This window comes from Microcoleus sp. ARI1-B5, assembly GCF_036705795.1.
In the GTDB taxonomy this organism is placed as follows: Bacteria; Cyanobacteriota; Cyanobacteriia; order Cyanobacteriales; family Microcoleaceae; genus Microcoleus.
This window is the reverse complement of record NZ_JAUBVK010000003.1, coordinates 226485-246854: the sequence shown is the minus strand read 5'-3', so window position 1 is coordinate 246854 and position 20370 is coordinate 226485. Positions and strand designations below refer to the sequence as shown.

Here is a 20370-nt window from a genome sequence, read left to right as displayed (position 1 = left end):
ATCTCTTAAGATGAATCTATTTCTATTGGTAGAGCCGGCAAAGTTGTTAACATTTGTAAAATGAGCAAAACATCCTATCCCAGAGCTTCATCTATGCAAACGTATGACGTGATTATCATAGGAGCCGGTCACAACGGGCTTGTCTGTGCGTCTTATCTCCTCAAAGCGGGATATACGGTTCTTTTGTTAGAAAAACGTTCGGTTCCCGGCGGCGCGGCGACTACGGAAGCTGCGATTCCCGAATTACCCGATTTTAAATTCAATTTGTGCGCGATCGACCACGAATTTATCCATTTAGGGCCGGTCGTAGAAGAATTAGAACTGGAAAAATACGGATTAGAATATCTTTTCTGCGATCCAGTTGCGTTTTGTCCGCATCCAGACGGCAAATATTTCTTAGCGCACAAATCTGTAGAAAAAACTTGTGCTGAAATTGCCCGTTACAACGAGCGCGATGCTAAAAAATATGCCGAATATACAGACTTTTGGCAGCGGGCTTTAGGGGCAATGGTTCCGATGTTTAATGCGCCACCAAAATCCATCATAGATATTCTGGGCAACTACGATATTGCAAAGATCAAAGATTTATTGTCAGTCATCGGTTCCCCCGACAAAACGCTGGACTTTATTCGCACGATGCTCACCAGCGCTGAAGACATTGTCAACGAGTGGTTTGACGAGGAATTTATCAAAGCACCCCTAGCAAGATTCGCTTCAGAACTTGGCGCGCCTCCTTCGCAAAAAACCCTGGCTGTAGGCGCCATTATGCTAGCAATGCGCCACAATCCCGGCATGGCGAGGCCGCGCGGAGGAACGGGTGCATTGGTGCAAGCGCTGGTCAATTTAGTGAAAACCTATTCGGGTGTTATACTTACCGACCAGCACGTCGAGAAAATATTAGTTGATGACGGCCGCGCTGTCGGTGTTCGAGTTGCAGGCGGCACAGAATATCGAGCTACCAAAGGTGTCATTTCTGGTATTGATGCGAAGCGCTTGTTTCTGCATTTAATGGACTCCAGCGATGTTGACAGTGCCGATCCGAATTTGCGGGAAAGATTGGAGCGCAAAATTGTTAATAACAACGAGACAATTCTGAAAATTGACTTAGCTCTCAACGAAGCGCCGAGGTTCGATCGCTGGAATCATCGGGACGAATATTTAATCGGGTCGGTTTTAATTGCAGACTCGGTGAGACACGTTGAAATTTCTCACAGCGACCCTTCAATCGGCAGAATCCCCGACTCTGACCCATCGATGTATGTGGTATTTCCGACGGTGCTAGACCCGTCGATGGCTCCCCCCGGACATCATACGGCTTGGATTGAATTTTTTGCTCCTTACATGATCGAAAATGCTGAAGGAACTGGCCAGCACGGTACGGGTTGGACGGACGAGCTGAAAAACAAAGTTGCCGATCGCTGCATTGACAAATTAGCAGAATACGCACCAAATATCAAGAATGCAATAATCGGCCGCCGCGTGGAAAGTCCGGCAGAATTGGGAGAGCGTTTGGGGGCGCTGAAGGGGAATTATTACCACGTTGACATGACGCTGGATCAGATGATATTTTTCCGTCCGTTACCGGAGTTGGCGAATTACAAAACGCCGATCGACGGTTTGTTCCTTACCGGTGCGGGCACGCACCCCGGCGGCTCGATTTCGGGGATGCCCGGACGCAATACGGCTCGGGTGTTCATGCACTCGCAGCAGCCGATCGCGCAAACTTTAGCAGATGCGGCTAATTCTCTGAAATCGACGGCTAAGTCGGTGTTTCGGGGTAATTAGAAGCTAAGAGGGCGGGCATTCCCCGCCCTTATTGATTTGCTGCTTCCAGTACGCTTAGTTGCAAAATAGGGTAATTTTATTTATAATTAAAAGTCAATACGCTTGACCTACCCGTTGTCATTGCGAGGAACGAAGCAATCTCCGTGTCTATTTTTCACTTTAGTTTTCCCGACCGGACTATAGCGGTTCTCGGAAAGATGAGGTATTCACCAATTAATTAACAATTACAAAATCCCCCAATCCTCCAATCCTCCAATCCCCCAATCTAAAATCTAAAATTCTTCAATCTAAAATCTCAACTTGTACCTCATCTATCTGAGAAAGGCTATATACGATCTGAGCCGTATTGAATTAAAAGTTAAGTTACCTGAAAGAAACCATGATTGAACAAAGAGTTAACTATACTCTTGAAATGGATGGAAATTTTATCATTATTGAAAATGTGCCAGCCCGATTGTGTGTAGAAACAGGAGAGCGTTTTTTCTCACCAGAAACCGTAGAGCGCCTACAGCAAATCATCTGGAAAGGAAAACAGCCAAGTCGCACGCTGGAAGTCCCTGTTTATGAGTTTGTGTAGTTATACCAATTTCCTAAAGTGCTGCTACAGATAAGGCTTCTAAAATGAATTGCCATCTCTAAAGCGCGCAATGACTTCCAACGTCAACTTTTTTAACTCTTTTTGTACCGCCTCTCTCAACTCTTCTATTTGTTCTTTTACATACCCCCACAGTCTTTCTATTGGGTTTACTTCGGGACTAGAGGCGGGCCCAAAGAGTAAAATTACATTCTCTGGTATAATGAGATTTAAATAGTTATGAAACCCTCCATTATCTACTTGAATTATCGGTAAATCAAGAGGATACTTACTGGCAAATAGCTCTAAAAATTAATCGAAACACACTGTATCTAGATGAGTGAACTCATAAAAAAATTTCTCTCCTGTTAGCGGTTATACTGCGACCTACAGCCACAAATAAATAAAATTCCCTTGCACTTTTCCTTGAGGTTTTATTCCTTTACCAGTTAAATTTATTCTCTGAATCCTATGCAACCCATCCCACTTTTATTAGAAAAGATATCTTGGGCGGGAATTGTGAGGGCAACGGGGATTTCGGAACGGTGGTAACAATATTATCTTAATAAAAAGTTAAGAGCCGTTAATAATACCATTTTTCTAAAATCGTGCAACACTCTTCGACCCCCCCTAGCCCCCCCGCTGTATTGCGGGGGGAACAAGAATACTGTTGCATTCTTTTTTAAAATTGGTATAAACAAATACAAGTAAAGTCAAAAAAAAAGGGTCAGCTAACAATTCAATGTGATGAAATGCGGTCAGTGGTAAGTTTCAAGGCTAACAAGCCGTGGAAGGAGCTAGCCATTGATACGTTAAGTAAGGAAATTGTCGTCGGATATATGGGTAACAGAGATGAAACGGGAGCGAGGGAATTATGGGATTCATTGCCACCAGTTTATCGCCAATGTGCTGTGAGTTATACAGACTTTTGGAGTGCTTGCGGAACAGTTTTTTATTTCAAAACACACAAAGTAGGAAAGGAAACAAAGCTGACAAACTATCTAGAAAGATTTAATAATACCATGAGACAAAGAATATCTCGATTGGTCAGAAACACTCTTTCATTTTCTAAAAAACTCTCCTATCATATGGGAGCAATTTGGTATTTAATTCATGAGCATAACGCCAGTTTACTTCTAAATTGAAATTTTAGTTATACTGACTGTGCAGGACTACCATAATTTCCAATATCCCGATCGCTCTGTGTTTCCAAATTGGTTGCAACTGCAACAACTTTCAGTTGACCCTGAGCTAGATGTTCCAAGAGTTCAGAAACAGACAAGTTGAATTGTTCAGCAATTTTCTCAACTTTTTGCCAGACTGGATAATTTACAGTTACTTGATATTCAGTTTTGATTGAAGGAGCTTGGGTCGTGGCTAGTATTTCTTAGCGGTGACTTCAATAATTATAGCAGACAGTCATGCCTAGTATCAACTCGTTGGGTCAGGACGGTTTGACGAATATTCACTTATTTAAAGCATGAATAATCGTGAAGCCGCCCTACAGGATTTATGTTATATATTGCAACTCATATCCCCAGATAATTGACTGAAACGGGCATTTTCCCGGTAATCTACCGGACAGTCAATCACGCAGGGGACATCTTGAGCAAGCGCTTCCTTCAGGATAGGAATCAAATCGCTGGCGGATGCCACTCGATAGCCTTTTAAACCCATACTTTCGGCAAATTTCACAAAGTCTGGATTGCCAAATTTGATAAAATCTGAATGACCAAAATAATCTTCTTGCTTCCATTCAATCAACCCGTAGCCACCGTCATTGAAAATGAGAGTAACAAAATTAGTACCCACTCGCAAAGCAGTTTCTAACTCCTGACAGTTCATCATAAAACCGCCGTCTCCCGTGGCTGCTACTACTTTGCGATCGGGATAAACGAGTTTTGCCGCCACAGCGCCCGGAATTGCAATCCCCATCGCCGCAAATCCGTTGGAGATTAAACAGGTATTCGGGCGATCGCAGTGATAGTGCCGCGCGATCCACATTTTGTGAGCCCCCACATCAGATATGAGAATATCTTCCGGGCCCAGCACTTGCCGCAAATCGTAAATCAGTTTTTGCGGCTTGATCGGGAAACCGTCGTCGGCTGCATATTGTTCGTACCCAGCGCGAATATCGGCCCGCAACTGCTTAGCAAAAGGGTCTGTTTTCTCCATGCGATCGGCACGCTGCAAAATTTCATTGAGCGAATCAGAAATATCCCCCACAACTTCTACAGTAGGAATATAACTGCTGTCAATTTCTGCAGGCAGAGCTCCAATGTGAATAATCGGAATTTTGCCGTCAGGATTCCACTTTTTCGGGGAATATTCAATCAAATCGTAGCCAACAGCAATCACTAAATCCGTTTCTTCAAAAGCACAGCTAATGTAATCCCGTTTTTGCAATCCCGTCGTCCAAAGTGCCAAAGGATGAGTGTAAGGAATTACGCCTTTGCCCATAAAAGTATTAGCTACGGGAATATTCAATCGAGTTGCAAATTCTGTCACCGCTTCGCTAGCATTAGCTCGAATAGCTCCATTTCCGATTAACAACAAAGGACTTTTTGCTTTGGAAATTGCCACCGCCGCTTTATTGAGACTTTGGTAAGCACCGAAAGTTTTTTCACGGTTGTCTTTCGTGAGTGGATCTCCTTCCGCAGGCATTGCTGCGATGTTTTCTGGCAAATCAATATGAACTGCTCCCGGTTTTTCGCTTTGAGCAACTTTAAAAGCTTTGCGGACGATTTCTGAGGTAGTGCTGGGGCGGACAATCTGAGCGTTCCATTTAGTAACTGGTGCAAACATAGCGACCAAATCTAAATATTGGTGCGATTCTATGTGCATTCTGTCCGTGCCGACTTGTCCGGTAATTGCTATTAAAGGAGCGCCGTCTAAGTTCGCGTCAGCAACGCCTGTCATTAAGTTAGTTGCGCCGGGGCCCAAGGTGGACAAGCAAACGCCTGCTTTGCCGGTGAGGCGGCCGTAAACGTCGGCCATGAATGCGGCGCCTTGTTCGTGGCGAGTAGTAATAAATTTAATTGAAGAGTTTCTTAGGGCTTCTAGAACTTCTAAATTTTCTTCTCCTGGCAATCCGAAGACGTATTCTACGCCTTCGTTTTCTAAACATTTTACGAGTAGTTGAGCTGTGTTCATTTCCATTTTTCTCCTCTGTAAGTGTGGTTTTTTTCTCTCGGTCAACTTCTCGGAAAAATACGACATTAATTTTTTCAACCGCAGATGAACGCGGACAAACGCAGATTAATTGATATTTACACGAGCAGTGTATCGAGTTTTACTTATTTTACCCACACTGTTTTAATGTTGACAAATTCGTGAATTCCTTCGATGCTCAATTCGCGTCCGTAACCGGAGCGTTTGATGCCGCCAAAGGGCAATCTGGGGTCGGATTTTACTAAACCGTTGATGAATACGGCGCCAGCTTCTAGTTCGGAAATAAACCGATCGCTCTCTGAGTTTACCGCAGTCCAAGCTGTCGCACCCAAGCCAAAAGATGTGCTGTTGGCGAGGGCGATCGCCTCATCGATGCCTGCAACTCGGAATACTAAAGCCACGGGGCCAAAAAACTCTTGTTGGCGCGCCGCAGCATCCGGGGGAATATCTGTCAAAATAGTTGGCAAGTAGAAATTGCCTGCTTTCTCTGACAGTGGGCGGCCGCCTGTCAGGAGTTTTGCTCCCGATTGAATGCAAGCTTGCACTTGATTGTCCAAGTCTTCGAGAATTGCTGGGGTAGCTAAAGGGCCGATATCGGTTTCGGGCAACATCGGATCGCCTACTTTTAATTGCTCGAATTTTTCGACAAATCCTTTGATGAATTCGTCGGCGATTTCTTCTGCTAAAATAAAGCGTTTGGCGGCGATGCAAGATTGACCGTTATTCAGCATCCGCGATGTGACTGCTGTTGATAAAGCTGCTGGTAAATCGGCGCTGGACATCACAATAAATGGGTCGCTTCCTCCCAATTCCAGCACTACTTTTTTCAAATTTTTGCCCGCATTTGCTGCCAAACTTTCACCAGCCGGTTCGCTACCGGTGAGAGTTGCTGCTTTTACGCGATCGTCCGCAACTATCTTAGCTACTTTGTCTGCTCCCACTAACAAAGTTTGAAAAACTCCTTCGGGAAAGCCTGCTTGCGCGAAAATCTCTTCGATTTTCAAAGCGCACTGCGGCACGTTGGAAGCGTGTTTGAGCAAGCCGACATTGCCCGCCATCAGCGCCGGTGCCGCAAACCGAAAAACTTGCCAAAATGGGAAATTCCAGGGCATGACGGCTAAAATAGCGCCCAGCGGTTGGTAGCGGACAAAGCTGCTGCTAGCGTCGGTGGTTGCGGGTACGTCTGCCATAAATTGAGCAGCATTTTTGGCGTAGTAGCGGCAAACTAAGGCGCATTTTTCTATTTCGCCGATCGCCGATTTGAGCGTTTTGCCCATTTCCAGCGTCATCATTTGGGCATAAATTTCGCGATCGCGCTCCAAGATATCCGCAGCTTTCTGCATCCACAGAGCTCGCTGCTCAAACGGCAGGTAGCGGTATTTGTTAAAAGCTTGCTGTGCTAATTCCAGCTTAGCTTCAATTGCCTCATCCGTTATCTGATCGAAAGTTTTCAGCGTTTCTCCCGTTGCCGGGTTGATAGTAGCAATAGCCATTGTTTCATCTCCTGCATGAAAAATACAAAACTCCCTGCTAGTTTTCAAGCTAGCTGGGGAGTTGTATCGATGTATTACAAAATAGAAAATTGCCAGCCACGTTTTCAGGCCTTGCTAAGTTGCAAGTGCCGGGATTTGTTTAAATGTCTCCACTTTTAATTATAGTGCAAGGTATCGATCGCAAATCTTAAGAATTTTTGTTTTTAAAGTTTATGTTGGCGATCGCATGGCTTATATGGGTTAAGAGGCTCTGCCTCTTAACCCATATAAGCGAGGAAGAGCCTCGGCTGGGACAATCGATAGTGGAGGCAGAGCCTCCGGATCTCCGTTACCAGGCAGAGCCTGGTAACGAGTAACAGTGCTGTCCCCGCTCGCCGTTAACAATCCCATAGAATCATCCTAAACAGACTTTTCCTCAATGTAATTCTGCACGTAAGACTGATAGTAATACCTGCTGCCCTTATCATTATTCGCCACCATTCCCAACAGCGGAATCCCCGCCATTTTCAAATCCTCAAAAGCCAACAGCAGAGCCTCCCGCTCAGTTTGATTCAGCCCCACCACCAGCATCAATCCGTTAGTGTGAGCCGCCAACAAATTCGCATCCGCCAAACCCAAAAGCGGCGGAGTATCGTAAATAACTAAGTCAAAATGACCCGCCAAAGCTGCCATTAAATGCTGCATTTTTCGCGAAGAAAGCACCTTTGTCGGATCGGGAGGAACCGGGCCGGAAGTCAACACAAACAAATTTTCATCGCGGGGCGATCGCAAAATCACCTCTTCCACATCCAAATCCTCAGCAATCACATTGTGCAACCCTTGCCAGTTCGGCAAACCCAGCATTTCGTGCACCTGCGGCCGCCGTAAATCCGCATCCACCAACAGCACTTGCTGGCCCATTGCCGCCGCCGCCCGCGCCAAATTTACTGCCACAGTAGACTTGCCGTCAGCTACTTGACAAGACGTAATTACACAAGAATTGATCGGAGTATCAACGTTTAACAGCCGAATATTAGCATTGAGCGATCGAAAAGCCTCTTGAAAAGCATCCGTAGGCACCGGCGAACTTCCCACATCAATAGTAGTTGTCTCCGCAGGCGGCAGTCTCAAAATTTTATCGCTAGCAGGAATCACCCCCAACAAAGGCAGCCGAATCGAATGTTTGACATCCTCGGGAGAATGGAACACAGTTTTATTATTAAACCGTTCCGCCAACTGCGCCGCCAGCATCCCAAACAGCAAACCAGCCAATCCCCCCAAAGCCAAATTCAAAGGCATAATCGGAGCAACAGCCATCAACTCGCCATTTTTGTAGCGCGGAATTTCCGGCTTAGCAATAACTTCCCAAGCCACCTCTTTTTTACCCACAGCTTCAAGCTGCAAAGCTTGCTGTTTTGCCAGCAAACCATTCAGCGTATTGTTAGTCAAATCCGCCTCCCGCTGCAAATCGGAATAGCGCCGCAAAATCACCGGGAATCCTTGAGAATATTGATTCAACTGTTTAGCAGCCTGTTCCAAAACCTGATTTCGCACCCCCAACACCTGAATAGAATTAGCAGTACCGATAAACTGCTCGATCAACTTAATCCGCACCGGATCTTGAAAAGCCAGCACTTGCGAATTCACCTTAGCTAAATCCTTTCCCAGAACCTGTTGGGCTTCTTTCTTCAGCAAAGGAATCAGATTTTTGCGCTGTTCTCGCAACAACTGCATTTGCGGAGTTTGGTCTGTATATGTCGCCGAATTAATCGCAATTTGCCCTTCCAATTGCTGCAATTGAGTCAGCATTCCTTGATAGCGGGGAGCTTGACTCAGAGCCGAGGCCATCAGCGCTTGTTGCTGGTTTAATCCGAGCTGATTTTGCAGGTTAGCATAGAGCAATCTCTGCTGGTTTAGCTGCGTTTGCGCGTCCAATCTTTGCGCTTGAAGTTGGCTGATTTGCTGCGCCAGTTGTTGGGTTTGAATTTGCGGATCGATGAAATTGTACTGCTGCCGCAACTTTTGAATTTCTGTTTGCAGAACTTGTTGGCGCTTTTGCTGGTTGGGAATTTTCGATTTCACAAAATCCAGACTCTGGCTAATTTGAGTTTTGGTATCTTGCACGCTGTAGTTGCGGTAGCCTAGGGCAACTTTTTCCAAAACAAACTGAATTTTTTTCGGATCGTAATCCCGATATCTAACTTCGATAATTTTGGTATTTTTGAACCGATTGATTGACAGCCTGTTTCCCTGAGAAAACGGCCAATTATCGGCTTTTTCGTTCAAAAGATAGTTGTAATTCATTTCGGGATATTTCGCCCGCAACTGTTTGATAATTGGCGACATTACTTGCGGGCTTTGCAAAACTTGAATTTGCGATTCGTAGTCAAAACCTGGATTTTCTGGCGTCGCGGGAGCAGCCGGTTGCAGTTTCATCTCGCCGGAGTAGACTTTTGCTAAAGTGTTTGGCGTAACTCCTGGTTCTACTAATAATTGAAAATGTCCTTCGTACTCGCTTTTTTGATTCAGCGTCCAGGCAAAAACCGCAGTTGTCACTGCAGCTGCTACGCCGATGACTAAGATGGAGCGACTGCGGCAGACTTCCCAAAAACTTAACTGTTCTTCCTCAGTTTTGTCCCTCCCAAAAAATTGCTCTTCTTCATAAAGCACGGAAGATAACTTTTGCTGCCCGAGGAGTTTTTTATTGTGATTAAACAGTGCTATTTGAGCTTTTTTACCTGGTTTCATTTGATTGCTACAACTTATTAGTTTAAACGTCTGTACGGCTGGCGCAGTTTCATCAACCCGGTTTCTAACTAGATATCTCGTTACCAAACCGAAATTTTTTGTAGAAACCGGGTTGATGAGGCCTTAGCGCTAGTCTATTCAAATCACCGAAAAATATTGAACAACCGGAATATTCCCAACAGCGGGCTTAAAGGAGCGAGAGTCCCGCCTACATTATCCGAGAACGCAGCGCGGCCCGATCGCCTTACCATAATTACATCATTATTTTGCAGTTTGGGATTAGTTTCTTCATTGGCTGTTGCGGAAAAATTCACCTTAACACTTAGCCGCGAAACAGTGCCGTTAGGATTGAGGCGAATTAAATCCACCGAATCCATTTCTGCCCGCGATTTATTAAAACCTCCCGCCGCTACCAGCGCTTGATTTAAAGTAGTGTTGGGCCCCAACGCAAAAGCTCCGGGTTTCACAACTTCTCCCACAAGACTCACCTTAATCGAATCCGGTGAAAAATTAGAAGTAGCAACTTGTGCGCCTTCGGCTGCATCGAGATTTTCTGCTTTGGGAACGATTACCGTATCTCCCTGTTGCAGCGCTAAATCTTGGGATACATCTCCCGCTTCCAAAAGTTGCCACAAATTCACATTAATAATTTGTTCCGTACCCGCCCGCGTCAGGCGGCGAACTTGTATTTGTCTGATATCAGCTACCGGCGTAATGCCGCCCGCCATTTTAATAGCCCTAGTTACAGTTTGCTGCAAAACAGTTTCCCCTGAGCCGGGAGTTTCCCTAGCAGCAAATAAACCAGAATCTGCACCCGATTCATTCTCTTGTACCCTACTTTGCACCTCTTTTGCCAGAGTATAAGTACCGGGGCGAGTTACTTCGCCTACCACAGCAATATTAATTGGTTGAGTGCTTTGTCCGGTAATGTTAGCTACTGCTAAAGTCGGTGCTTCTTGGCGGTTGAGGCTAGTTACAGTGGGAATAAATATCGTGTCGCCGTCGCGCAAAGTCATATCGGCGCGCAAATCGCCGTTTTGCAATAATTCCCACAAATCCACACTAATAATTTGTTCCGCTGCGTTGCGCTGGGGGCGGCGGATTTTGATTTGCCGCACGTCTGCTGACTGGGTAATTCCGCCCGCGAGTCGCAGCGCCCGGGATATTGTGGGCATTTGAGTGCCGATTTGCTCTGATGTGCCTCCGGGGCCTGCTGCTGAGGATATTGTATAGGCTCCGGGGCGGTTGATTTCGCCGGCGATCGCAATTTGCAAAGGCCGCGCAGCCAGCAGTTTCAGCGTAATCCAAGGACGTTTGAGATATTTGCCGTATCGCTCCTTGACAGCATTAGAAGCTTGTTCTAAGGTCATTCCGGCCACGGATAGGCTGCCAATTAACGGCAAGCTCAGGGAACCGTCAGCCTGTACTTGGTGTTGACCGTTGGGGCCGCTGTACTCTGGGACGTTGAAGATGTCCATTTGAACGCGATCGCCCGCGCCCAAAGTGTAAACTTCCGATCGTACACTCGAAGGCGCACTTGCCGGAACCGCCGGAAATCCAGGCGCTGCCGGCACCGGTACGGGAATGGGAGAAGAAGAAGCCGGAGGAGGAGGAGGAAAAGAAGGAAGAGGAGGAGAAGGAGGAGAAGGAGAAGAAGAAGAAGGAGGAGAAGAAGAAGCCGGAGGAGGAGGCAAAAACTGGGCCGCCGCCGGATACGAGCCCACAGCCGCCGCCAGCACTGACACTGTTAAACTTTGGACAATTAAATTTTTGACAGCATTACTTACGCAATCACCCAGCTTGCAGCTTTTGCTGAAAACCTCTCCCTGGGCCCCTTTCCTGCAAAGAGAAGGGAGAATTTCTCCCCTTTCCCTCTGGGTGAAGGCTACCGAAGGGTGAGGTTTTTGCTCGAGTTGCACGCCCCGCGAAGAACTTTTCACCACCATCGCTGTTTGCCCCTATCCTGTTTCTACCCCGCCAACATCAAATGTAACCCAACTCTTCTAACTTGCTCAGAACTTTTTTAACGCTGTCTGCCACACTTTCTCGCTCTGTGTAACAAATAATCTCTGGATTCAGCGGTTCTTCATAAGCATCGTCAATGCCCGTAAAACCCTTAATTTCTCCTGCTCTCGCCTTAGCGTACAGCCCTTTGACATCGCGGGCTTCGCACACTTCTAACGGCGCTTTGACATACACCTCAACAAAATTTGGCTCGATCGCCCTAATTTCGTCGCGAATTGCTCTGTAGGGGCTAATAGCTGCCGTAATTGCCACAACTCCATTGCGGCTGAGTAGGTTCGCGACAAATCCAATCCGCCGAATATTAGTATCTCGGTCTTCTTTGCTAAATCCCAAGCCTTTTGACAAGTTGGTGCGAACGACATCTCCATCCAATATTTCAACTTTGCAGCCTAGAGCCTTCAATTCGGGTTCGAGAGCTTTGCTGATAGTTGTCTTGCCGGAACCGCTCAGCCCGGTGAACCATAAGATCAAACCTTTTTCCATTTTCAGCCGTTAATTAGTAACTGGGAAATTATAGGACGTAAAACTTTATAGATGCAGTTCCCCTTTTTTCTATTATCGTTATTCGCGGTGTCATCTTGGCAATATTTGCGCGCCAAAAAGGAGAAATCAAAATTTGCGATCGCCCCTGGGGTCATTTAGTCACAAAATTGTGCGACCGTCGAATAATTCCCGATTTATTATTTGTCAAGTCTTTACACATTAAAAGTTAATTTGCGATCGCCAACACCGGACATCTATCCCCTAGCACCTAACTGAGCCTTTAGCAATCTAAAATCTAAAATCTAAAATCTAAAATCCTATTGCCCATGTCTTCGGTCTTAAAAGCAGATGTTTTGGTAGTCGGCGGCGGCACCGGCGGCACCGCAGCAGCAGTCCAAGCAGCCCGCCGAGGTGCCAAAACTATTTTAGTCAGCGAATTCCCCTGGCTGGGAGGAATGCTGACTTCGGCCGGCGTTTCGGCCCCCGACGGCAACGAATTAGCAGCCTTTCAGACAGGTTTGTGGGGCGCGTTTCTCCGGGAAATCCAGCAGCGACAGCCGGGAGGTTTGGATTGGGGCTGGGTCAGTTTTTTTACTTACGATCCCCGCATTGGTGCTGAAATTTTTGCTGATTGGGTGAAATGTTTGCCGAACTTGCAGTGGATTTCTGGACAAACAGCCCTCCATGTGCTATGTGAAGGCAACAGAATTTCTGGGGTTCGGTTTGCAGATTTTACGGTGGCGGCGAAAATCACTTTGGATGCAACGGAATTGGGAGATTTGCTGGCTTTAGCGGATGTCGGGCACCGCTGGGGTTGGGAATTCCAAGCCGAGTGGGGAGAACCCAGCGCGCCGATATCCTCTAACGCTCTCACACAAAGGTATTCGGTGCAAGCTCCGACTTGGGTGGCAATCATGCAGGATTTTGGGGAAGGTGCGGTGGCGCCAGAAATTCCCGCGCCGCCTGTTGACAATCCCGATCGATTTTCCGATGCTTGGAAAGATTACACTCCCGAACAATTTCTCAATTACGGCCGACTTCCTGGGGGATTGTTGATGATTAATTGGCCGATTTGTGGTAATGATTATGGTGAAAAGGTCGATCGACTAATTGGATCGACAGCATCCCGAGAAGAATTCCTCCAAGAAAGTCTCTGGCACAGCCAAAGTTTCGCCCGCTTCATTCAAACCCAACTCGGCCCCCGCTACGGCTTAGCAGAGAACATTTTCCCCATTTCAAACATCCAAAATCAACAACATTCTTCCCTGCTTTCTGCCTTCGCCTTGCACCCCTACTACCGAGAAAGCCGCCGTTTGCGAGGGATAAGTACAGTCACAGAACAAGATATTTTGCCTTTTGCAGGCGCCAAAGTTGCGAAGTTGCCGGTAAATTCTCAGGGAATTTGCGAGACAATTGCGATCGGCAACTATGCAAATGACCACCACTACACCACCGGCGACATTCCCTTGCAGCCCAAATCCATCCGCTGGGGCGGCCGCTGGACGGGCACTCCGTTTACAATTCCCTACAGTGCGCTAATTCCCGAGAGTGCAGACGGTTTGCTGGTTTGCGAAAAAAATATTTCCGTGTCTCACATCGCCAACGGTGCAACTCGCTTGCAGCCTGTTGTGATGAATATCGGGCAGGCGGCGGGGATGGCTGCGGCTTTGTGCGCCGAAACTGGATGCGGGCCGCGCGATTTGCCTGTCAGAGTTTTGCAGGAAGCTTTGCTGCAAGATTCCGAGGCGAGGGCGGCAGTTGTTCCTTTATTTAATTTGACACCGGAGCGATCGGACTGGCTACATTGGCAGCGCTATTATCTCGATCGACCTCAAGCATATCCCGCCAGCGGCGAATGTCCTTTGTTCGTCAAAAGCGATGGAAAAACCCGGTTTCTCCAGAAAAGCCCTGTATTTGAACCCAGAACCTTGACATTTGAACCGGGTTTCTGTGTAAATCCCAGCAGTAAAACAGCAAATACCCAAAGCGAATTTACCGGAATTTTCCGCCGTCTGGGCGCACAAGACTGGACGCTAACGCTGACAAGTCCCGCATCCTTAGCCGGTCAAACTTGGCAACTCGTGACTTTGGACTGGGAAACCGACAGATTTTTAGAGAGTTGCGAAACCGAAAAGCCTCTGACAGTATGGGGCAGGCTGAATTTTTCTGGTGCTTGGCTGCGGTTGGAAGCAGTAGCATGGAATGGCTGAGGTTTTTTGCAAAGTTCCGAAATTCCCAGAAATCTATCCTGATCGATCGGGGCAAGTCTGTATCAGGTAATAGACACTGACACGGATACTACCCATGCACACCTACACTGCAATTGCTTTACTGAGCCTGTTGGGCATTACCTTGAGTGCCAGCGCCCAGAGTGCTTTTGAATGCCTAGTCGAACTGCTGGCAATTGCCACTGCGGATTATATTGTCTTGGCGCCAACTCAACAACAAAAAGGCGATCGTTCTCCTGAAAGAGGCAGCGGACGCAGACAGTTCATTCAGCCTCATCTTTACACCCATCACATACCAGCATTTTAATGGCATGGGACGAAAGGGAGTTCCACCAATGAGTCGGTTTCGGCCGCCAGTGTCGATCGGATTTTCTGGGATTCTAGGAAAGTCAGGTTCGTCTCGGCACTGCACTTCTTTTTGACCCGCAATCAACGGGTACCGTGCCACGCAAGCTCGCTTTGTGGAGATCCCAAAATTTTAGACCCAAGTTCGGGCTCGGGTGATTAAATGCTGCAAGTGAATCTAAAATCTCAAACTTGTTCGCTCGCCCCCATCGAAGAATCGAAAAATGGAAAATCGACTGACAGTCATGATAGATATTTTTTGTGTGTAAAAAATGATAGATCGAGCTTCAACCGCCATCTATCGAGAGATTTACTCTTTCGATATTTGGCGGTTTTGTATGTTCAAGGCTGTAAATACATTTCACCCTGTCAAGTTAAACCACTAAAATTTACTGTGGGTGACACAATTTGAAAAGTTAAATAATTCTCGCATCATGTTTTTTGAATAGTCTGGCAATTTCTGGGAAATCAATCCTGATGAGCAAGGGGAAAGTCGGTATCTCTAAATAGACACTGACACGGATACTACCCATGCAAACCTACACTGCAATTGCTTTACTGAGCCTGTTGGGCCTTAGCTTGAGTGCCAGCGCCGCTCTCTCCATTGAATCCCCAGTCGAACAGCTAGAAACTGCCACCGCTCAATATATGTTGTCAGCGCAAACTCAACAAAGAGGAGATCGCCCTGCCCGCAGAGGCAAGGGACGGCTTGAGTTTATGGAGCCCAGCGCTGACACTGCGGCACTACAACAATTTTAATCGCATTGCCAGAAAGCTAGTTCCGCAACTGATACCAGTTCCAACAAGTAATGCAACTATAGGATATCTTCCAAACCCCCAGCTCACCAGTCATTCCCAATTCTTTAATCTTCAATGCTTCAATGCTTCAATGCTTCAATGGTATGACTTGTTTCGACGCTGGTTTCGAGGCCGCCCGTGTCGATCGATCGGATTTTCTGAGATTATAGGAAAGTCAAGTTCCAATGCCAACTGCACTTTTTGTTGATACTCCTTAGGAGATTTTTTGTGTAATAAATTGTACTATATAAACCTGGAACCGCCATCTACCTAGAGATAGACTCTAGTATATGGCGGTTTTGTATTGGAAACGCTCTCATTCTCCCCCTCGGACATTCTCCCCCTCTCGGAGCCGCCTCAAATTCCTCCGATCGCAATAGTTCTTTACCTTATCCCTCCGCCGGTGCGGTTTAATTTTCAATGGCTGCACTATAATAAACGTGCGATAACTAACTTATATATAAGTACACCCTGAGTGCAGAGGGTGAACCACTTGACTTAAATTCGCCAATAAGAAGCACTTATTCGGTGTCGATCGCCTTTAAGCCAATGCCCAGTGACATCCGGAAAATTAATCGGCCTGAATATTAGGGTAGGTGGCAAGCTTTCCAGCGACAGTCGGCTATGCTTGATTCGGCGCTCTTGTAATAATTTAATGGAGGATCGCAAGATACCTCCTAGTTTGGCTATTTCGGGGATTGTGATGAAAAATGACTCTTTAGATCTGGTCAAAAGCCTCAGCCCTAGTGCAATGGATCAGATCATGCTATATCTGGCGTTTAGCGCCATGAGAACCAGTGGGCACAGGCACGGGGCGTTTCTAGACGCGGCCGCAACGGCGGCTAAGTGTGCCATTTATATGACCTATATGGAGCAGGAAAACAACCTGCGGATGACCGGACACTTGCATCACATTGAGCCTAAACGGGTGAAAGTGATCGTCGAGGAAGTCCGGGAAGCTCTGACTAAGGGAAAATTGCTGAAAATGTTGGGTTCCCAAGAACCTCGATATTTGATTCAGTTTCCTTATGTCTGGCTGGAACAGTATGCTTGGCTTCCGGGACGCCCTCGGATTCCGGGAAACAGCTTGACTGCGGATGAAAAAAAATATCTCGAAGCCAAGATTCCTCCTAATCCGCCTGACGCTCAACTGATCAATTCTTTTCAGTTTATGGAGTTGATCGAGTTTCTGCACAGGCGATCGCAAGAAGATCTGCCTCCGGAAAGGCGAATGCCTTTGAGCGAAGCTCTAGCAGAACACATCAAACGCCGCTTGATCTATTCCGGAACGGTGACTCGGATAGATTCTCCTTGGGGAATGCCTTTTTATGCCCTCACCCGCGCTACTTACTCTCCGGCAGAGCAGGAAGAGCGCACGTTTACGATGGTGGAGGATACGGCTCGATATTTCCGGCTGATGAAGGATTGGGCGGAAAAACAACCCAAGGTGATGCGAGTTATGGAGACTTTGGATATCCCGCCGGAACGGCTCGACCAAGCTGTTGAGGAATTAGATGAAATTATTCGCAATTGGGCCGATCGCTATCACAAGCGGGGCGAACCAACAATGATTGTACAAATGGTTTTTGGGCCGCAAGACGACGCTTAGTTTAATTAGTCATTGGTCATTGGTCATTGGTCATTGGTCATTGGTCATTGGTCATTGGTCATTGGTCATTGGTCATTGGTTATTGCTTCACAGTAATCACTAATGATTAATAACTAATAATCGGGGAGGCAGAAACCGGGTTTTTTTGCGAAAATATTGCGTTAATGCCGGGAATTTTGGTAAAAAACCCGGTTTCTTGGGTCGCGATCGCGCGAGGGCACTGACTAAGCTAAAAAAGCCTTCCAGACAGAGGCTAAGACGATCGCAGCGATCGCTCCTATGAGTGTATTAAAAAAATTCACTACCTCGTTCGTCAGCCACTCAAACTTTGATTGCACCGTCGCGCCAATCACGCTCTCGATGTTGGTAGCAATAAAAGCTGCAATAACACAAAAAACAATTCCTGTCAAGTCAATTAAACCCACAGCCCAACTCAAAACCGCAATCAGAATCGATCCCGCAATACCGGCGATCGTTCCTTCCAAACTGACGGCCCCTTCCGTACCCCTAGGTACAGGCTGCAACGTAGTAATCAAAAACGTATGCTTGCCGTAAGCTTTGCCGATTTCGCTAGCGCAGGTATCGGAAAGTTTGGTACAAAAACTCGCCGCATAGCCCAGCAACAACAGGTAAATCACCTCTTGTGGCACAGGCATGGAGCCTGTCTCTCCTAAAATAGATAATGCCAAAACTCCCACCGCGCTCATTGTTGCGGTTAAAGCCGAACCCCAGACATTTTCCGGGCCTCGGGCGCCCGATCGCTTTTCGGCAATGCCTTGGGCTTCTTTTTGGGCTTTCCCGATGCGGGTAACTCCAGATCCGACAAGAAAGTAGAACATCACCACAGCATAGCCTCGCCATCCCAAACAGCCCCAGATGATGACACCCAGCAGCCAACCGTGGAGTTGTCCAGCCGGAGTAAGCAATTTTTTGGGAGCAAGGGTGGCGATCGCGAGTAAAAATGTATTGAGGGCGATCGCCACCAACCAAGGATTAGACCAAGATAAATAATTAAAGAACAATTCTGAATTCTGCATCTAGTACCTCCATGAGCCAAGTCATATTTCATCTTGCCTTCCCCGTGACAGATATTGCGCAAACCAAAGCCTTCTACGTAGACGGGCTCGGCTGCCAATTAGGTCGCGAATCACCGAATTCTGCGATTATGGGCCTGTGCGGCCATCAAATAGTCGCCCACGTCAGCCGCGAACCTTTGACACCTCAGCGAGGCATCTATCCCCGGCATTTTGGGTTAATTTTTACGGACGAGGATGACTGGGAAGGGTTGCTAAAAAAAGCCCAGCAAAACAACTTGAATTTCTATCAAGAACCGAGAAGGCGATTTGTCGGTTTGCCCACAGAGCACCGCACTTTCTTCTTAGAAGACCCTTTCCACAATATACTGGAGTTCAAGTATTACTGCGAAGCTGAAGCAATTTTTGGCCGCAGCGAATACGCTGAAGTCGGCGATGCAGTTTAGTGGTAGCCTCGTAGGGTGGGTCAGAATAGAGTTATTTTTTTGATAATTGAGAATCAATCTCTCTTATTGAAAAGGAATCGCATTCCGAACGATCGAACCCGCAATCAAAATAGGTTCGATCGTTTGGAATGCAAGTCCTCTGATATTGAACAGGACTTGCATTCCAAACGATCGAACCCGCAATCAAAATAGGTTGGTAGTCAGGACTTTAGTCCTCAGATTGAGAAAAGGACTCGCATTCCGAACGATCAAACCTAAGAGACATGATATTAATAATTTTTCAATGGTTCTGAGAGAGCCTCGGCAACCGCTTTTAAACTGCTGGAATGCCTCGCCATCATCCCATGGGCGAACACGGACAATTTTACTTCTTTTGCCGCCGATATTTGCGAACTATTCGACGGCACGATGATGAAATCCCAATCAGTCCAAATCGAAGTAAAATTCAGCTTCTCCAACAAGGCAGCATCTCGATTTAAATCTTCCAGAAAAGCACTGCCAGGACGCATTTGAACGCAGCCTTTTCCCCAGAGAGTGTAAGCCGTCCAAGTACCGCTGTGAGGCGAAGATATGGCAATAAAGCGCTGCACTCGGTTCGTGCCGCCTAACCTTTGCAGGTAGTAGCGAGTTACTAAACCGCCCATGCTCAACCCTACTATATCTAAACGCTGTTGTGGCTCGAAGTTTTTGTCTATATAGTTTGCCATTTGTTTGGCTAATTCGTCTATGCTGGCGTTGCCCCAGTGGGGCGAGAGATCGAGGGTGTAGACTGACCAACCTAAATCTCTGAGGTAGGCAGACATTTTGTAAAAAATTCCTGATTTTCTGAAGATTCCGTGAATTAGCAAGACTGGGTTGCGACTGAAATTGCTATTCATTTTTAAGTGGGAATTTTATTTTTAATCGGTGCTTCTAGTTCTTCTACTAATGCGTTAATACTTTGGGAATCTGTCACCATTTGGCGGTGCAGCATGACGTTGATTTTAACTTCTTTACCTACTGGCATTTGGGAGCTGTTCGACGGTACAATCATCATGTCAAAGGGCGTCCACATTGATGTAAAGTTTATGCGTTTGAGCACGGTTACATCTTGGTTCAAATCGCGCAGCAAGCTGCTATCGGGGCGCATATCCAGGTATCCTGGTAGGGGTAGGGAATAGGCGGTGAGGGTTCCTCTGTGGGGGGAAGATATGGTGATGAAACGCTGGACTCGGTTAAGGCCTCCGAGTCGCTGGACGTAGTAGCGGCTGACGATGCCTCCCATGCTGTAGCCTACTATGTCTAAAGCCTGTTCTGGATCGAACGTCTCAGAGATGTAGTCTGCGAGTTGCTTGGCTAGGGAGTCGAGGCCGAGGCTGCCGTCGTTGGGGGTGAGGTTGAGGCTGTGGACACACCATCCGAGTTGGGTGAGGCGGGCTGACATTTGACTGAATATGGTTTTGGTGTCCCAAATTCCGTGTATCAGGATGACGGGATTGCGATCGAGCGAACTGTTCATTTGAAAAGAAAATTGCTTGCTGATTACAGCATAAATTACTCCCGGGCGTGAGTTTGACCCCTACTAGGACAGCTAGCGAATCGGATCGAGGTATCGCGGGCAAATCGGAAATCAGTCATAAATTCTGAGATAATCTTGTAAATAAGTGCAAAGT

16 protein-coding genes and 1 pseudogene are annotated in these 20370 nt (G+C 46.8%); 9 read left to right on the top strand and 8 right to left on the bottom strand.

Going from position 1 to position 20370, the window contains the following annotated elements:
* Positions 1–93: 93 nt before the first annotated feature.
* From crtO to QUB63_RS06305, 3 genes and pseudogenes are all read left to right on the top strand, one after another.
* Positions 94–1785 carry a beta-carotene ketolase CrtO gene (gene crtO, locus QUB63_RS06315; RefSeq protein ID WP_332944227.1) on the top strand — a complete coding sequence of 564 codons (1692 nt, stop codon included), beginning with the start codon at positions 94–96 and terminating at the stop codon, positions 1783–1785.
* 379 nt (positions 1786–2164) lie between these two features.
* Positions 2165–2362, top strand: coding sequence for a YgiT-type zinc finger protein (locus tag QUB63_RS06310; protein ID WP_332943948.1), 198 nt, complete (start codon positions 2165–2167; stop codon positions 2360–2362).
* Positions 2363–3057: 695 nt separating this feature from the next.
* Positions 3058–3504: pseudogene (locus QUB63_RS06305) on the top strand (IS1 family transposase); the annotation flags it as partial.
* A gap of 370 nt (positions 3505–3874) precedes the next feature.
* Here QUB63_RS06305 and QUB63_RS06300 read toward each other — a convergent pair.
* From QUB63_RS06300 to QUB63_RS06285, 4 genes are all read right to left on the bottom strand, one after another.
* Entirely contained in the window at positions 3875–5512 is a 1638-nt protein-coding gene (locus QUB63_RS06300) for an acetolactate synthase large subunit (protein WP_332943946.1), read from the bottom strand.
* A gap of 143 nt (positions 5513–5655) precedes the next feature.
* A complete protein-coding gene (locus QUB63_RS06295; protein ID WP_332943945.1) occupies positions 5656–7023 on the bottom strand; it encodes an NAD-dependent succinate-semialdehyde dehydrogenase in 1368 nt (455 codons plus the stop codon).
* A 399-nt stretch (positions 7024–7422) separates the two neighbouring features.
* The gene (locus QUB63_RS06290; RefSeq protein WP_332943944.1) at positions 7423–9750 is read right to left on the bottom strand and encodes a GumC family protein; all 2328 of its coding nucleotides are present in this window, start codon (positions 9748–9750) and stop codon (positions 7423–7425) included.
* Positions 9751–9893: 143 nt separating this feature from the next.
* The gene (locus QUB63_RS06285) at positions 9894–11324 is read right to left on the bottom strand and encodes an SLBB domain-containing protein (protein ID WP_332943943.1); all 1431 of its coding nucleotides are present in this window, start codon (positions 11322–11324) and stop codon (positions 9894–9896) included.
* A 10-nt stretch (positions 11325–11334) separates the two neighbouring features.
* On the opposite strand from QUB63_RS06285, the gene QUB63_RS06280 reads away from it, so the two are divergent.
* A complete protein-coding gene (locus tag QUB63_RS06280; RefSeq protein ID WP_332943942.1) occupies positions 11335–11649 on the top strand; it encodes a hypothetical protein in 315 nt (104 codons plus the stop codon).
* 84 nt (positions 11650–11733) lie between these two features.
* Here QUB63_RS06280 and cysC read toward each other — a convergent pair whose 3' ends face one another.
* The gene (cysC, locus tag QUB63_RS06275; RefSeq protein ID WP_332943941.1) at positions 11734–12258 is read right to left on the bottom strand and encodes an adenylyl-sulfate kinase; all 525 of its coding nucleotides are present in this window, start codon (positions 12256–12258) and stop codon (positions 11734–11736) included.
* 326 nt (positions 12259–12584) lie between these two features.
* Between cysC and QUB63_RS06270 the strand changes: the two genes are divergently transcribed.
* The 4 genes from QUB63_RS06270 to hetR all read left to right on the top strand — a co-directional run bounded on the left by QUB63_RS06270 (position 12585) and on the right by hetR (position 17238).
* The gene (locus tag QUB63_RS06270; protein ID WP_332943940.1) at positions 12585–14468 is read left to right on the top strand and encodes an FAD-dependent oxidoreductase; all 1884 of its coding nucleotides are present in this window, start codon (positions 12585–12587) and stop codon (positions 14466–14468) included.
* Positions 14469–14562: 94 nt separating this feature from the next.
* On the top strand, positions 14563–14793 hold the full coding sequence (gene patX, locus QUB63_RS06265; protein ID WP_332943939.1) for a heterocyst-inhibiting protein PatX: 231 nt from the start codon (positions 14563–14565) through the stop codon (positions 14791–14793).
* A gap of 569 nt (positions 14794–15362) precedes the next feature.
* Positions 15363–15590, top strand: a complete 228-nt coding sequence (locus QUB63_RS06260) for a hypothetical protein (RefSeq protein WP_332943938.1) — start codon at positions 15363–15365, stop codon at positions 15588–15590.
* A 742-nt stretch (positions 15591–16332) separates the two neighbouring features.
* Positions 16333–17238, top strand: a complete 906-nt coding sequence (gene hetR / locus QUB63_RS06255) for a heterocyst differentiation master regulator HetR (RefSeq protein WP_332944225.1) — start codon at positions 16333–16335, stop codon at positions 17236–17238.
* Positions 17239–17462: 224 nt separating this feature from the next.
* On the opposite strand, the gene QUB63_RS06250 is transcribed toward hetR, so the two are convergent.
* Complete coding sequence (locus QUB63_RS06250) at positions 17463–18275, bottom strand: TIGR00297 family protein (protein WP_332943937.1); 813 nt, start codon at positions 18273–18275, stop codon at positions 17463–17465.
* A gap of 11 nt (positions 18276–18286) precedes the next feature.
* Here QUB63_RS06250 and QUB63_RS06245 point away from each other — a divergent pair, with 11 nt between their 5' ends.
* A complete protein-coding gene (locus tag QUB63_RS06245) occupies positions 18287–18718 on the top strand; it encodes a VOC family protein (RefSeq protein ID WP_332943936.1) in 432 nt (143 codons plus the stop codon).
* 269 nt (positions 18719–18987) lie between these two features.
* Here the strand turns inward: QUB63_RS06245 and QUB63_RS06240 are convergent, their stop codons facing one another.
* A complete protein-coding gene (locus QUB63_RS06240) occupies positions 18988–19596 on the bottom strand; it encodes an esterase/lipase family protein (protein ID WP_332943935.1) in 609 nt (202 codons plus the stop codon).
* A 2-nt stretch (positions 19597–19598) separates the two neighbouring features.
* Positions 19599–20216: an esterase/lipase family protein gene (locus QUB63_RS06235; protein ID WP_332943934.1), complete on the bottom strand. Its 618-nt coding sequence runs from the start codon at positions 20214–20216 to the stop codon at positions 19599–19601.
* Positions 20217–20370: the final 154 nt, after the last annotated feature.